5 protein-coding genes are annotated in these 15,115 nt (G+C 75.5%); 1 reads left to right on the top strand and 4 read right to left on the bottom strand.

The window, feature by feature from the left end; translation table 11 throughout:
- Positions 1–2,791, top strand: a 2,791-nt coding sequence (locus AB0G08_RS25920) for a type I polyketide synthase (RefSeq protein ID WP_358092307.1), incomplete at its 5' end; no start/stop codon positions are given.
- 328 nt (positions 2,792–3,119) lie between these two features.
- Here AB0G08_RS25920 and AB0G08_RS25915 read toward each other — a convergent pair.
- From AB0G08_RS25915 to AB0G08_RS25900, 4 genes are all read right to left on the bottom strand, one after another.
- Complete coding sequence (locus AB0G08_RS25915) at positions 3,120–3,365, bottom strand: ferredoxin (RefSeq protein WP_358092305.1); 246 nt, start codon at positions 3,363–3,365, stop codon at positions 3,120–3,122.
- An 87-nt stretch (positions 3,366–3,452) separates the two neighbouring features.
- A complete protein-coding gene (locus AB0G08_RS25910; protein ID WP_358092303.1) occupies positions 3,453–4,328 on the bottom strand; it encodes a VCBS repeat-containing protein in 876 nt (291 codons plus the stop codon).
- Positions 4,329–4,519: 191 nt separating this feature from the next.
- Entirely contained in the window at positions 4,520–5,716 is a 1,197-nt protein-coding gene (locus tag AB0G08_RS25905; protein ID WP_358092301.1) for an alpha-hydroxy acid oxidase, read from the bottom strand.
- 55 nt (positions 5,717–5,771) lie between these two features.
- Entirely contained in the window at positions 5,772–15,098 is a 9,327-nt protein-coding gene (locus AB0G08_RS25900) for an SDR family NAD(P)-dependent oxidoreductase (RefSeq protein ID WP_358092299.1), read from the bottom strand.
- Between the last annotated feature and the right edge of the window lie 17 nt (positions 15,099–15,115).

The following is a 15,115-nucleotide window of genomic DNA, read 5'->3' as shown; positions in this document are numbered from 1 at the left end:
CGTCCTGGCCACCGCCGCCACCGGCGACCACACCACCGCCATCGCCACCACCCGCCGCGGACAACCCGAAACCCACACCCTCACCAGGGCCGTCGGGCAGCTCTTCACCACCGGCACCGCCTTCGACGCCGACGCCTACTTCGCCGGCGCGCGCTCCGTCGAGCTGCCGACGTACCCGTTCCAGCACCAGCGGTACTGGCTGCTCACCGACGACGCCCCCGCCAGCGCCGGCGGGCTCGGGCTCGGTGCCGCCGACCACCCGCTGCTCGGCGCGGTGCTCGGGCTCGCCGACTCCGAGCGGACCGTGCTCACCGGCCGGCTCTCCGTGCGCGAGCAGCCCTGGCTCGCCGACCACGCCGTCCTGGGCACCGTCCTGCTGCCGGGCGCGGCGTTCGTCGAACTCGCGCGGCGGGCCGCCGAGCACGTCGACCTCGACCGCATCGAGGAGCTGACCCTGCACGCGCCGCTGATGCTGCCCACCGACGGCGCGGTGCGGATACAGGTGGAGATCGGGGAACCCGACGAGGCCGGGCGCCGTCCGCTGCGGGTGCACTCCCGACGCGAGGACGCACCCGACGGCGAGCCGTGGACGCAGCACGCGAGCGGCCTGCTCGACGCCGCCGCGGAGCCCGACGCCGACTGGGCCGGTGAGTGGCCACCCGCCGACGCCGTCCCCGCCCCGGTCGAGGACCTGTACGACCGCATCGCCGACCTCGGCATCGACTACGGCCCCGCCTTCCGGGGACTGGTGGCGGCCTGGCGCCGCGGCGACGAACTGCTCGCGGAGGTCGCGCTCCCCGCCGACGCGCCCACGGGCCGCTTCGGACTGCACCCGGCGCTGCTGGACGCGGCCCTGCACCCGATCTCCCTGGCCACCGGGACCGACGGCCCGCTGCGCCTGCCGTTCAGCTGGCACGGCGTACGGGTGTCGACCACCGGCGCGACGGCCCTGCGGGTGCGGATCACGCCCACCGCCGGGGACGCGTACGCCCTGGCGCTCGCCGACGGCACCGGCACGCCGGTGGCCACGGTCGAGTCGCTGGTCGCGCGCCCGGTGACGATCGAGCAGCTGCACGCCGCCGCCGGCCCGAACGGGCTGCACCGGCTGGACTGGGTGCCGGTTCCCCGGCCCGTGGCCCCCGCCGGCGCCTTCGACGTGTTCCAGGTCGGCACCGGCACGGACGCCGGGGCGGTACGGGCCGCCGTGCACGACGCGCTCGCGGCGGTCCAGGAGTGGCTGCCCGGCGACCGCTCCCCGCTGGTGTTCGTGTCCCGGGGCGCCACCGACGGCACGAACCCGGCCGCCGCGGCGGTCTGGGGCCTGGTCCGCTCCGCGCAGACCGAGCACCCCGACCGCTTCGTCCTCGTCGACACCGACGACCCGGCCCTCGTCGGCGCGGCCGTCGCGACCGGGGAACCGCAGGTGGCCGTCCGCGCCGGCGTGCCGACCGTGCCGCGGCTCGCGACGTTCGCGGCCAACTCGGACCGCCGGCTGTTCGACCCGGCGGGCACCGTGCTCGTCACCGGCGGCACCGGAGCACTGGGCGCCGCGCTGGCCCGCCACCTGGTCACCGCGCACGGTGCGCGGCACCTCGTGCTGACCTCCCGCCGCGGGCCGGCCGCGCCGGGCGCCGCGGAGCTGACGGCCGAGCTGGAGTCGCTGGGCGCCAGGATCACCGTCGCCGCCTGCGACGCCGCCGACCGGGCCGCGCTGGCGGAGCTCCTGACGTCCCTGCCCGACCTGGCCGGCGTCGTGCACGCGGCGGGCGTGCTGGACGACGGTACGGTCGAGTCGCTCACGCCGCAACGGGTGGACACGGTGCTGCGGGCGAAGGTCGACGCCGCGCTCAACCTGCACCAGCTGGCCGGCGACGTCGAGCTGTTCGTGCTGTTCTCCTCGGCGACCGGGGTGCTGGGCACGGCCGGCCAGGCGAACTACGCGGCGGCGAACGCCTACCTGGACGCGCTCGCCGCGCACCGCCGGGCGGCCGGCCTCGCGGCGACGTCGCTGGCCTGGGGCCTGTGGCGCAGCGGTGGCGCGATGACCGGTGGGCTGACCGAGGCCGACCTCGCCCGCATCGGGCGCAGCGGCGTGCTGGCGCACTCCGTCGAGGAGGGGCTCGCCCTCTTCGACGCGGCCTGCCGCACGGACGAGCCGTGCCTGGTCCCGATCAAGCTGGACGTGGGTGCCCTGCGCACGAGCACGACGGCGCCGCCCCCGCTGCGGTCCTTCACCCGCCCCCGCCGCGCCGCCTCGGCCGGCACCGGGGTGCCGCTGTCCCGCCGGCTCGCCGGGCTCACCGAGCTGGAACAGCGCGAGGTGCTGCTGGGCCTGGTACGCACGAACGTGGCCGCGGTGCTGGCCCACGAGTCGGTGGAGACCATCGCGGCGGACCAGGCGTTCAAGCAGTTGGGCTTCGACTCGCTGACGGCGGTGGAGCTGCGCAACCGGCTCAACCAGGCCACCGGGCTGCGGATGCCGGCGACGCTGACGTTCGACCACCCCACGCCCGCCGCGCTCGTCGAGCACCTGATCGAGGAGCTGGGCGGCAACCAGGCGAAGCTGCGGTTGCGCACCCTCGTCGACGGCATCGCCCGGCTGGAGGCGACGCTGGACGAGCTGGAGACGACGGACGGGGCGGAGACGGACGTCGCCACGGCCCTGCAACGGCTCCTGACGAAGTGGCGCGACAAGGCCACCCCGGCGGCGCCGGCCCAGAGCGCCGACCTCGCCTCCGTCACCGCGGACGACCTGTTCGACATCCTCGACAACGAACTGGACATCGTCTGACCCCTCGGGGGTGTGCGCGGTGGGGCCGACGGTCCCGCCGCGCACGCTGTCGAGCTGCCCCGTCCGTACGACCGGCGTCCCCCGGGTGGCGCGGCCCCGTCCATGCGGCCGGCGTCCCCGGGTGGCGCGCTCCGGCTCCGCGTGGGGGCGGCTCGGCAGGTCGCGTCGAGCCGGCCCGGGACCGCGGCGGCGCGACCGGCAGCCGGGGCGGCGACCGCCCGGTGAGCTACCCGGACCGACCGCGGCCGGAAACGAAAAAGGGCCGCCTACGGCGGCCTGTGGTGGGCGTCGGCCCGCCGGGTGGTGTCACCACCCGGCGGGCCCGCCGTCACCGCCCCGGGGCGATCTGCGTCCCGGTCTGCACGTCGAACACCGAGATGGCCTCCACCGGGCAGAAGTCGGCGGCCTCGGTCACCAGGTCGGACGGGGCCACCACGTCGGCCAGCGGCCGGGAGACCGGGTCCATCGCGAAGTGCTCCGGCGCGCTGCCGACGCAGAAGCCCGAGCTGATGCAGCGTTTCGAGTCCACCACCAGCCGCCATCCGGCCTGGTCGCCGGCTTCGTTCGCGCTCACCACTGCCCCTCTCGTCGGACATCCACTGTGCGGGCTCGCCGGGCCACGCGTGGCGGCCCGCTCGGCCGCGGCGCGAGCTGGCCCACGTCAGCTCACCACCGAGTACTTCTGCCAGCCGGTCGCGAGGACCTCCGGCGCGGAGAACGTGGCCGAGGGCTGCTCCGGATCGAACTTGCCGTTGTGCAGGTGGACGACGAGCGTGCCGTCGGCGCGTACGGCCAGCAGGTCCGGCCGGCCGTCGAGGTCGATGTCGGTCACCGAGATGTGCGCGAACTCCTGCCAGCCCCGGCCGAGCGTGTACCACCGGCCCTCGCCGCGCCACCAGGGGCCCTCGCCGGAGGTGTCGTGCGCGAACTCGTACAGGTCGAGGTCGCCGTTCGCCCGCCGGACCAGCAGGTCGGCCCGGCCGGTGCCGGTGAAGTCGGCCATCGCCAGCGGGAAGTCCTCGACGTCGACGGTCACCAGGCGGTGCGCGGTGCGGTCGTACGTCTCGTTCTGCTTGACCTGCCGCTGGTTGAAGAACGCGTCGACATTGCCCGCGTCCTTCTCGCGGCCGAACATATCGTCGCAGCCGTCCAGGTCCAGGTCCGCGATGCCGAGGGTCTCCCACTTCTTGTCCTCGCGGGCCCCGGAGATGCGGATCGGCTCGCCGAGGGTGTCGAGACCGTTCAGCCCACCCCTGTTCGGGTAGAGGAAGATCCCGTGCGTTTCATTCATATCGGTCATGCTCACGCCGATGACGTCGGCGTAGCCGTTGCCGTTGACGTCGATGGGACGGACCAGCCCGTGGTTGCGATACGGGTGGAAGCCGGTGCTGATCAGCACCGGCTCGCCGAAGGTCTCGCTACCCCGGAAGCTGCCGCTGTGCGGGAAGACCAACAGCTCGCCCGTGACGTCGTCACGGACCATGATGTCCATCCTCCCGTCCCCGTTGAACGAACGGCAGTGACCATTCCCGCCCATGCGTGCCACTAATAACCTCCACGTACGCCCCGAAATACGACAGTCCGATCATTGCCAAGGGGCTCCGCAGGAGTAACCCCTACCGACACCCCTCACCCCCCGTGAAGAAGTCGCCACGGCCGGCCACCACTCGCGCCTACGCGGCGGTCCATCCGGGGGAAGTCGAGGAACCGCGAACCCGCTGCGGGCAGTCAGCGGAACCTGACGTGCGAGCGGTTCAGCTCGCCCACCGAGGAGACCCCGAGCAGCTTCATGGTGACCTCGATCTCCCGGCTCAGGATCTCCATGGCACGCACGACGCCACGACGGCCGCCGGCCATCAACCCGTACTGGTAGGCCCGGCCGACCACGGCGGCGGTGGCGCCCAGCGCGATCGCCGCCACGATGTCCGCGCCCGAGGTGATGCCGGTGTCGACGAGCACCTCCACCCGGTCGCCGACCTCGTCGACCACGTGCGGCAGCAGCTCGACGGGCACCGGCGCCCGGTCGAGCTTGCGGCCCCCGTGCGTGGACAGCCACACGCCGTCGACCCCGACCTCCGCGACCCGCTTGGCGTCGGCGACGCTCTGCACGCCCTTGGCGACGAGCTTGCCCGACCAGGCGCCGCGCAGCCACTCGACGTCCTCGATGGACAGCCGCGGGTTGAACACCCGCTTGATCATGTCGGACGCGGACCCGCCGGTCGCCTTGAGCACCTGCGGCGACGGGGTGCCGGCTCGCCACTGCCGCATCCACCAGCCCGGGTGCATGAACGCCTCGGCGATGGTGCCGACGCTCATCGACGGCGGGATGGTGAGCCCGTTGCGGATGTCGCGGCGGCGCGGCACGGAGATCGGCGTGTCCAGGGTCAGCAGGATCGTGTCGAACTTCGCCTCCTCGGCGAGCGCGATCAGCTCCTTGACCATCGCCCGGTCCTCGGCGAAGTACAGCTGGAACCAGTGCCGGCCCTCCGGCGCGGCGGCGGCGACGTCCGCCAGCGAGGTGGTGGCGAGGGTGGAGACCGAGTACGGGATGCCGAACTGCTGCGCCACCGAGGCCACGGCGGGCTCCCCCTCGGCGTGCATCACCCGGTTGAACCCGACGGGCGCCAGGGCGAACGGCAGCTTCTGCCGCTTGCCCAGCACCACGCGGCTGGTGTCGAGGGCGGACACGTCGCGCAGCACCGACGGCTGGAACTCGATGTTGGCGTACGTCTCCCGGGCGCGGCTGAGGCTGCGCTCGCTGTCGGCCGCCCCGTCGCAGTAGTCGAACACCATCCGGGGCACGGCCCTGCGGGCGACGTCGCGCAGGTCGGCGATGCCCGCCGCGCGCAGCAGCCGGCGTTCCGTCGGGTTCCACGCCACCTTGGGCGGCTTGATGAGGGTGCTCATCCGGGCGGACTTGCTCATGGGGGCTTTCCTTCCGTGAGGGGTGCCGAGGGGCCGCTCTCGTCGTGGGGGTCTGCTACGCGACGAGGGCCCGCTGGGCGAGCAGTTCCTCGACCACTTCGGCAGGCGTCGGGTGGTCGTAGACGAGCGCGGCGGTCAGCTCCAGCCCGGTGAGGGCCTCGAGCCGGCGCCGCAGCTCCACGGCGGTGAGCGAGGAGAAACCGATGTCGAGGAACTCCTGGTTCTCGTCGACCGTGGCGGCCGACGGCAGACCGAGCGTGTACGCGGTCTGGGCCCGTACCACGTGGGACAGCACCGTGCGGGTCTCGGCCTCGTCGGCGCCGTCGAGCAGCCGGCGCAGCGCCTCGGGGCTGTCGACGTCGAGCGTGTCCTCGGCGGTCTCGGTGATGTGGCGCATCGCGTCCGGCAGGTCCCGCAGCAGCGGGCTCGGCCGGTACCGGGTGTAGTCGGGCGCGAACGAGGCCCAGTCCACGGCGGCGGCGACCCGGCCGACCGCGCCCGCGCCCACCGCCGCGCCGAGCTGCTCGACGGTGAGGTCCGGGCCGACCGCGATCGACACCGCCCCGTCGCGCTGCTGGGCGATCGCGTCGAACACGGCCGCCGTCTCGGCGGCGCCGGCGACCCCAAACAGCTCGTCGGTCGTCTGCACGAGCACGAGCCGCTCCGCCCGGGCGGCGAGGGCGGTCGTGACCGGGTCGTCGGCGTCGCTGGTGACGACCACCGTCTCGGCGGCCCCGGTGGTGACCGTCGCGCCCGCCGCCTCCAGCAGGGCGGCGATCCGGTCCGCCAGCGGCCCGCCGTGCACCGCCACCGTGCCGGCCGGCCGCCACGGCTCACCGGCCGGCGCGGGGGCCGCGACGAGCCGGCGGGCGAAGACGCCCGCCGGGCGCAGCGCCACCTGGTCCTCGCCCGCGCCCCGGGTGAGCACCCGGCACAGGGCGGTCAGCGTCCGGTCGTCGAGCGCCTCCGGCAGGTCGACGGTCCCGCCCCAGGCCCGGGGCGTGGTGAAGGCGGTGGAGCGGCCGAAGCCGTACGCCGCCGCCCCGTCCAGGTCGGTGATCCGCTCGGCGGGGGTGACCGCGACCGCGCCCCGGGTGAGGCACCACACCGGGGTGTCGACGCGGGCCTCGTCGAGGGCCCGGAGCAGCCCGGCCGGGGTGGGGCCGGTGGGCGTCGTCAGCATCCCCGCGGCGACGTGCTCCGGCACCAGGTCGAGCAGCTCGTCCGCCGTGCCGTCGCGGTACAGGCGCACGTCGGCGCCGTGCCGGGTCATCGCCTCGGCGATCCGTCCGGCGTCCGCCGGCACCAGCCACACGCCCCGCAGCGCGGCCACCGGCAGCTCCGTGACCGGGGACCACCGCAGCTGGTAGCCCGGCGCGGGCCCGCGCCGCCACGACGACAGCGCCACCGCCACGTCCTTCAGGGACGCGGTGTCGTCCAGGCCCAGCAGCGTGCCCAGGTCGGCGCGCTCGACGGCGGCCCAGAAGTCGTCGGTCGGCGCGGCCACGGCGGGCGCGTCCGGCCACAGGCGGGTGCGCTGGAAGGCGTACGTGGGCAGGTCGACCGGGCGCGCGCCGGAGAAGAAGGCCGGCCAGTCGACGGGCACGCCGCGGCTGTGCAGGCGGGCGAGCGCCTCGGTCACCACCCGCGGTCCGTCCCGGTCGGCGCGCTGCGCGGGCACGAACTCGCCGTCCGCCACGCACTCCCGGCCGAGCGCGGTGAGCACCGCGTCGGGGCCCAGTTCGAGGAAGGTGCGTACGCCGCGTGCCGCCAGCGCCTCGACCGCCGCGGCGAACCGCACCGTCGCCCGCACCTGGCGTACCCAGTACTCCGGCGTCAGCTCGGCGGGCTCGCCGGTGACCGTGGAGAGCACGGGGATCGCCGGCGGGTGGTGGGTGACGGACTCGGCGACCGCCCGGAACTCGGCCAGCATGGGATCCATCAGCGGCGAGTGGAACGCGTGCGACACGGTGAGCCGCTTGGTCTTGTGGCCGCTGCGGGCCAGTTCCTCGGTGACCGCCAGGGTCGCGGCCTCCTCGCCGGAGAGCACGACCGAGGCGGGGCCGTTGACCGCGGCGACCGCCACGGCGTCGGAGAGCAGCGGGGCGACCTCGTCCTCGGTGGCGCGTACAGCCACCATCGCGCCACCGGTTGGCAGCGCCTGCATCAGCCGGCCGCGGGCGGCCACCAGCCGGGCGGCGTCGGCCAGCGTGAGGACGCCCGCCACGTGCGCCGCCGCCAACTCACCGATCGAGTGCCCCGCCACGAAGTCCGGCCGCACACCCCACGACTCGAACAACCGGAACAGCGCCACCTCCACCGCGAACAACGCCGGCTGCGCCCACCCCGTCTGATGCACCTCCTCGGTGCCCAGCACCTCCCGCAACGGCCGCTCCAGGTGCCCGTCCAACTCCCCGCACACCTCGTCGAACGCCGCCGCGAACACCGGGAACGCCAGCAGCTCCCCCGCCATCGCGACCCGCTGCGCCCCCTGACCGGTGAAGAGCACGGCGGTCGCTCCGGCGGTGTCGGCGACCCCGCCGACCACCCCGGGGGCGTTCTCGCCCCGGGCCAGCGCGGACAGCCCGGCGCGCAGCTCGGCCAGGTCCCGGCCCAGCACGGCCGCCCGGTGCCGCAGGGCGGTGCGCGTGGTGGCGAGCGAGAAGCCGACGTCCACGGCCGGGGCGTCGTCGGTGAGGTGGGCGGCGAGGCGGGCCGCCTGGTCGCGCAGCGCGGCCTGGTCCCGGCCGGACACCACCAGGGGCACCACCGGCACCTGGGCCGTCGAGTCCACCACCACCGGCTCGGGCGCCTGTTCGATGATCGCGTGGGCGTTGGTGCCGGAGATGCCGAACGAGGAGACGCCGGCACGGCGTGGCCGTCCCGTCTCCGGCCAGGGCACCGCCCCGGTCAGCAACCGGACGGCCCCGTCCTCCCAGTCCACGTGCGGCGACGGGGCGTCGACGTGCAGGGTCGGCGGCAGCACGCCGTGCCGGATCGCCTCCACCATCTTGATCACTCCGGCGACGCCGGCGGCGGCCTGGGTGTGGCCGATGTTCGACTTGATCGAGCCGACCCAGAGCGGGTGTTCGCCCCGGTCGCGGCCGTACGTCGCGATGAGCGACCGGGCCTCGATCGGGTCGCCCAGCGTGGTGCCGGTGCCGTGCGCCTCGACGGCGTCCACGTCGGCCGGGCGCAGCCTCGCGTCGGCGAGCGCCTGGTTGACCAGGCGCTGCTGGGACGGCCCGTTCGGCGCGGTCATGCCGTTGCTCGCGCCGTCCTGGTTGACCGCGGTGCTGCGTACGACGGCGAGCACCGGGTGGCCGTTGCGGCGCGCGTCGGAGAGCCGTTCGAGCACCAGCACGCCGACGCCCTCCCCCCAGCCGGTGCCGTCGGCGCCGGCGGCGAAGGACTTGCACCGGCCGTCCGGGGCCAGCGCCCGCTGGCGGCTGAAGTCGATGAACGCGTTCGGCGTGGCGAGCACGGTCACGCCACCGGCCAGGGCGAGCGAGCACTCGCCCCGGCGCAGCGACTGGGCGGCCAGGTGCAGGGTGACCAGCGACGACGAGCACGCCGTGTCGACGGTGACCGCCGGCCCCTCCAGCCCCAGCGCGTACGACACCCGACCGGACACCACGCCGCCGGCGACGCCGGTGCCGATGAAGCCGTCGAGCTCGGGAGGCAGGTGTTGCAGGTGCGCGCTGTAGTCGTGGTACATCAGGCCGGCGAACACCCCGGTGCGGCTGCCGCGCAGGGCGGTGGGATCGATGCCGGCCCGCTCGACGGCCTCCCACGAGGTCTCCAGGAACAGCCGCTGCTGCGGGTCCATGGCCAGGGCCTCGCGGCGGGAGATGCCGAAGAACTCGGCGTCGAACCAGGCCGCGTCGTAGAGGAACGCGCCCTCCCCGCAGTAGGTGCGGCCGGGCTTGTCCGGGTCCGGGTCGACGAGGTTGTCGATGTCCCAGCCACGGTCGGTCGGGAAGCCGGCCACCGCGTCGACGCCGCCCGCCACCAGGTCCCACAGCTTCTCCGGGGAGGTGGCGCCGCCGGGGAAGCGGCAGCCCATGCCGACGATCGCGATCGGGTCGTCGGTGGCGTCGGACGAGGCCACGACCACGGCGGCGGCCGACCCTCCGGCGAAGAGTTCCGCGTCCAGGTGCTCGGCCAGCACCGTCGGGTTCGGGTAGTCGAAGACCAGCGTGACGGGCAGCCGCAGGCCGACCACCGCGTTCAGGCGGTTGCGGAACTCGACGGCGGTGAGCGAGTCGAAGCCCAGCTCCTTGAACGCCTTCGTCGCGCCGACCGCCTCGGCGCCGCCGTGCCCGAGCACGACCGCGACCTGCGCGCGGACGATGTCGACCAGCTCCTTGCGGCGCTCGGCCGGGCCGCGGCCGGCGAGGGTCGCGACCAGGTCGGAGGCCGCCGCGGCGTCGGCGGAGACCTGGCGGCGCGCCGGGGTGCGGACCAGGCCGCGCAGCACCGGGGGCAGCACGCCGCCGGTCGCCTGCTCCCGCAGCGCGGCGAGGTCCAGGTGGATCGGCACGAGGGCGGCCTCCGGCGCGCAGAGCGCCTCGTCGAACAGCGCGAGCCCGTCCTCGGTGGAGAGCGGCCGGACGCCGGAGCGCCGCATCCGGGCGAGGTCGGCGTCGTCGAGGGCGCCGGTGAGGCCGGTGCGCTGCGCCCACATGCCCCACGCCAGCGACACCGCGGGCAGGCCCCGGGCGCGCCGGTGGGCGGCGAAGGCGTCGACGAACGCGTTGGCCGCCGCGTAGTTGCCCTGCCCGGGGCCGCCGAGGACGCCCGCGGCCGAGGAGAACACGACGAAGGCGCTCACGTCGCCGGCCAGCTCGTGCAGGTTGACGAGCGCGTCGACCTTGGGGCGCAGCGCGGTCGCGATCCGCTCCGGCGTGAGCGACGGGATCATCCCGTCGTCCAGGACCCCGGCGGTGTGCACGACCGCCGTGGGCGGGTGCTCCGCGACGAGCGCGGCCAGCGCCTCGCGGTCGGCGGCGTCGCAGGCCGCGACCGTCACGTGGACGCCCTGGGCGGTCAGCTCGTCGTGCAGCGTCCGCAGGTCCTCGGTCATGCCGCGGCGGCCGGCGAGGACGAGCCGACGGACGCCGTGCCGCGCGACGAGGTGCCGCGCGACGAGCCCGCCGAGCGTGCCCGACGCCCCCGTGACGAGGACGGTGCCGGTGATCTCCGGTGCCGTGCCCGGCTGCCCGGCCGCCTTGGCGAGACGGGGCACGAGGACCTCGGTGCCGCGCAGGGCGAGCTGCGGCTCGCCCGAGCGCAGCGCGGGCACGAGGTTCGCCGCCCACTGCCCGCCCGCGACGTCGACGAGGACGATCCGGCCGGGATTCTCGGACTGGGCCGAGCGCAGCAGGCCCCACACGGCGGCGAGCGCGGGCTCGGTCGCGTCCGTGGCCCCCTCGGTCAGGACGACCAGGCGGGCCGCGGCGAACCGGTCGTCGGCGAGCCACTCCTGGGCGGCGGCGAGGGTGCGCTCGACCGCCCGGTACGTGGCCCCGACGAGGTCGTCGCCGTCCCGGGTGACCGGGAGGACCACGTAGTCGGGGACCTCGGCGATCGCGGCGACGCTGTCGTACGCGGTGGCGCCGGGCAGCTCGCCGCCCACGACCGCGACCGTGGCGGCGCCGTCGCCCACCGGGGCCGGCACCCAGTCGAGCACGTGCATCGCCTGGTGGCGCGGGTTGGTCAGTTCGGCGAGCGCGCCCGCGGGCAGGCGGCGGACGGCCAGCGCGTCGATCGTGGCGACCGGCGCGCCCGCGTGGTCGGCGACGGTCACCGCGACGGCGTTCGGGCCCGCCGGCCGGATGGCGACCCGGAGCCGGGCGGCGCCGGTGGCGTGCAGGGTCACCCCGTGCCAGGCGAACGGCAGCCAGGGCCCGCCCTCGCCGTCGTCTTCGGTGAAGACGCCCAGGCCGAGCGGGTGCAGCGCCGCGTCGAGCACCGCGGGGTGCATGCCGAAGCCCGCGACCTTCGCCGCCTCCGGGGCGGTGACCTCGGCGAACACCTCGTCGCCCCGCCGCCACACCGCGCCCAGGCCGCCGAAGGCGGGGCCGTACGTCACGTCGAGCGAGGCGAACCGGTCGTACAGCTCGCCGGTGTCCAGGGCCTCGGCCCCCGCGGGCGGCCAGACCCCCGCCGGGGCCGGGTCGTCGGCGCCGGGCGTGCCGGCGCCCAGGGTGCCGGTGGCGTGCCGGGTCCACGGGCCGTCGCCGTCGGACCGAGAGTGGACGGTCAGCCGCCGGGCGCCGTCCGGGCCGGGCTCGCCGACGCGGAGCTGGACCTGCACCGCGCCCCGCTCCGGCACCACCAGGGGCGCCTCGAGCGTCAGCTCCTCGACCTCGGTGGCGCCCACCTCGTCGCCCGCCCGGATCGCGAGTTCGACGAAGGCCGTGCCGGGCAGGAAGATCCGGCCCGCCACCCGGTGGTCGGCGAGCCACGGGTGCGCCGAGGTCGACAGCCGGCCGGTGAGCAGCACCCCGTCCGCGCCGGCGAGCGACACGGTCGCGCCGAGCAGCGGATGCCCGGTGGAGCCCAGGCCGAGGCCGGTGGCGTCGACCGGGCCGCCGGCGCCGCTGGGCCAGTAGGTCCGGCGCTGGAAGGCGTACGTCGGCAGGGCGACCGGTCGGGCGGGGACGGTGACCAGCGTGGCCCAGTCGGGCTGCACGCCACGGGTGTGCGCCTGCCCCAGCGACAGCAGGAACCGGCGCAGGCCGCCCTCGTCGCGGCGCAGGGTGCCGACGACCGAGCCGCCGCCCGCCTCGTCGAGCAGGTCCTGCACGGCGGGTACGAGCACCGGGTGCGAGCTGACCTCGACGAAGGAGTCGATCCCGTCGGCGATCAGGCCGCGTACGGTCTGCTCGAACTCGACGGTCTGCCGCAGGTTGCGGTACCAGTACTCGGCGACCAGCTCGGCGGTGTCGATCAGCTCGCCGGTGACGGTCGAGTAGAGCGGGACGTCGCTGGTGCGGGGGCGCACGGCGGCGAGGACCCGCAGCAGCTCGTCGCGCATTGACTCCACGTGCGCGGAGTGCGAGGCGTAGTCGACGTCGATGCGCCGGGCGCGCACCTCGTCGCGCTCGCACTCGGCCAGCAGCTCGTCGAGCGCCTCGGGCGCACCGGAGACGACCACGGTGGACGGTCCGTTCACGGCGGCGACCGACAGCCCGGGGCGCAGGCGCCGGCCGACCTTCGCCACCGGCTCCGACACGGACACCATGCCGCCCCGCCCGGCGAGGTCCACGGCGATCAGCTGGCTGCGCCGGGTCACCACCAAGGCGGCGTCGTCCAGGGAGAGCGCGCCGGCCACGCAGGCGGCGGCGATCTCGCCCTGGGAGTGCCCGACGACGGCGGCGGGCTCGACCCCGTGCGAGCGCCACAGCGCCGCCAGGGAGACCATCATGGCGAACAGCGCGGGCTGGACGACGTCGACCCGGTCCAGGGAGGCGGCGCCCGGGACGCCGCGCAGCACGTCGAGCAGCGACCAGTCGGTGTGCCGGTCCACGGCGGTGGCGCACTCCGCCATCCGGGCGGCGAAGACGGGCGAGGTGTCCAGCAGCTCGGCGGCCATGCCCAGCCACTGCGAGCCCTGGCCGGGGAAGAGGAACGCGGTGCGGTCGCCGACGTCGGCGAGCCCGGTGACGAGGTTGCGGGCGGCGCCGCCGTCGGCGAGCGCGTCGAGCGCGGCGGACAGCTCCGCCCGGTCCCCGACGAGGACGGCGCGGTGCGGGAGGCGAGCGCGGGTGGTGGCGAGCGCGTACGCGACGTCGTGCGCGGCGAGGTCGTCGGCCAGGTGCTCGCGCAGCCGGACCGCCTGGTCGCGCAGCGCCGTCTCGGTCCGGGCCGACAGCACCCACGTGGTGGGGCCCTCGGCCGGCGCGGCGCCCCCGGGGTCCCCGGTCGGCGCGGCGCCCCCGGGGTCCCCGGTCGGCGCGGCGCCCCCGGGGTCCCCGGTCGGTGCGGCGCTCCCGGGGGCCTCGGCGGCCGGTGGCTCCTCGATCAGCACGTGGGCGTTGGTGCCGGAGATGCCGAACGACGAGACGCCCGCGCGCCGAGGGTTCTCGCCCCGCGGCCACCGCACCGGCTCGCTGAGCAGCTGGACCGCGCCGTCGGCCCAGTCCACGTGGTGCGACGGCTTGTCGACGTGGAGGGTGCGGGGCAGCTCCTCGTGCCGCAGCGCCATGACCATCTTGATGACGCCCGCGACGCCGGCGGCGGCCTGGGTGTGCCCGAGGTTCGACTTCACCGAGCCGAGCCAGAGCGGCCGGTCGCGCTCCTGGCCGTAGGTGGCGATGAGCGACTGGGCCTCGATCGGGTCGCCCAGCGTGGTGCCCGTGCCGTGCGCCTCCACCGCGTCCACGTCGGCCGTGGTGAGCCCGGCGTTGGCCAGCGCGGCGCGGATGACCCGCTGCTGCGACGGCCCGTTCGGCGCGGTGAGGCCGTTCGACGCGCCGTCCTGGTTGACCGCCGAGCCGCGCACCACCGCCAGGACGCGGTGCCCGTTGCGGCGCGCGTCCGACAGCTTCTCCAGCACGAGTACGCCGACACCCTCGCCGAACGCCGTGCCGTCCGCCGCCGAGGCGAACGCCTTGATCCGCCCGTCCGGGGCGAGCCCCTTCTGGCTGGAGAACTCGACGAACGTGCCGGGCGTGGAGATGACGCAGGTGCCGCCGGCCAGCGCGAGGTCGCAGTCGCCGCTGCGCAGCGCGTGCGCGGCCACGTGCACCGCCACCAGGGACGACGAGCAGGCCGTGTCCACGGTGACGGCCGGACCCTCCAGCCCCAGCACGTACGACACCCGGCCGGACACGACGCTGCCCGCGACCCCGGTCATCGTGTAGCCGATCAGCGCGTCGACGTCGCGCTGCATGGCGTTGAGGTACTCGACGCTGTTCGCGCCGACGAAGACGCCGGTCCGGCTGCCCCGCAGCGAGTGCGGGTCGATCCCGGCGTGCTCGAACGCCTCCCACGACGTCTCCAGCATCAGCCGCTGCTGCGGGTCCATCGCGAGCGCCTCGCGCGGGCTGATGCCGAAGAACCCCGCGTCGAAGTCGGTGGCGTCCGGGATGAAGCCGCCCCGCCGCACGTAGCTGGTGCCGGTGCCGCTGTCCGGGTCGAACAGGTCGTCCAGGTCCCAGCCCCGGTTGGTGGGGAAGTCGGTGATGCCGTCCCCGCCGGACGAGACCAGCTCCCACAGGTCGTCGGCGGAGCGTACGCCGCCGGGGAAGCGGCAGCCGATGCCGACGATCGCGATCGGCTCCCGCTCCGTGGCGGTCCGCAGCTTCCGCCGCGTCTCGTGCAGGTCGGCCGTCACGCGCCGGAGGTACTCGACAAGCTGTTCTTCGTTCGCCATCAGTAAGCCCTCCTCAG

The organism is Micromonospora sp. NPDC023644 (assembly GCF_040640115.1).
GTDB lineage: Bacteria > Actinomycetota > Actinomycetes > Mycobacteriales > Micromonosporaceae > Micromonospora.
This window is presented reverse-complemented; position numbering and strand designations above follow the sequence as displayed.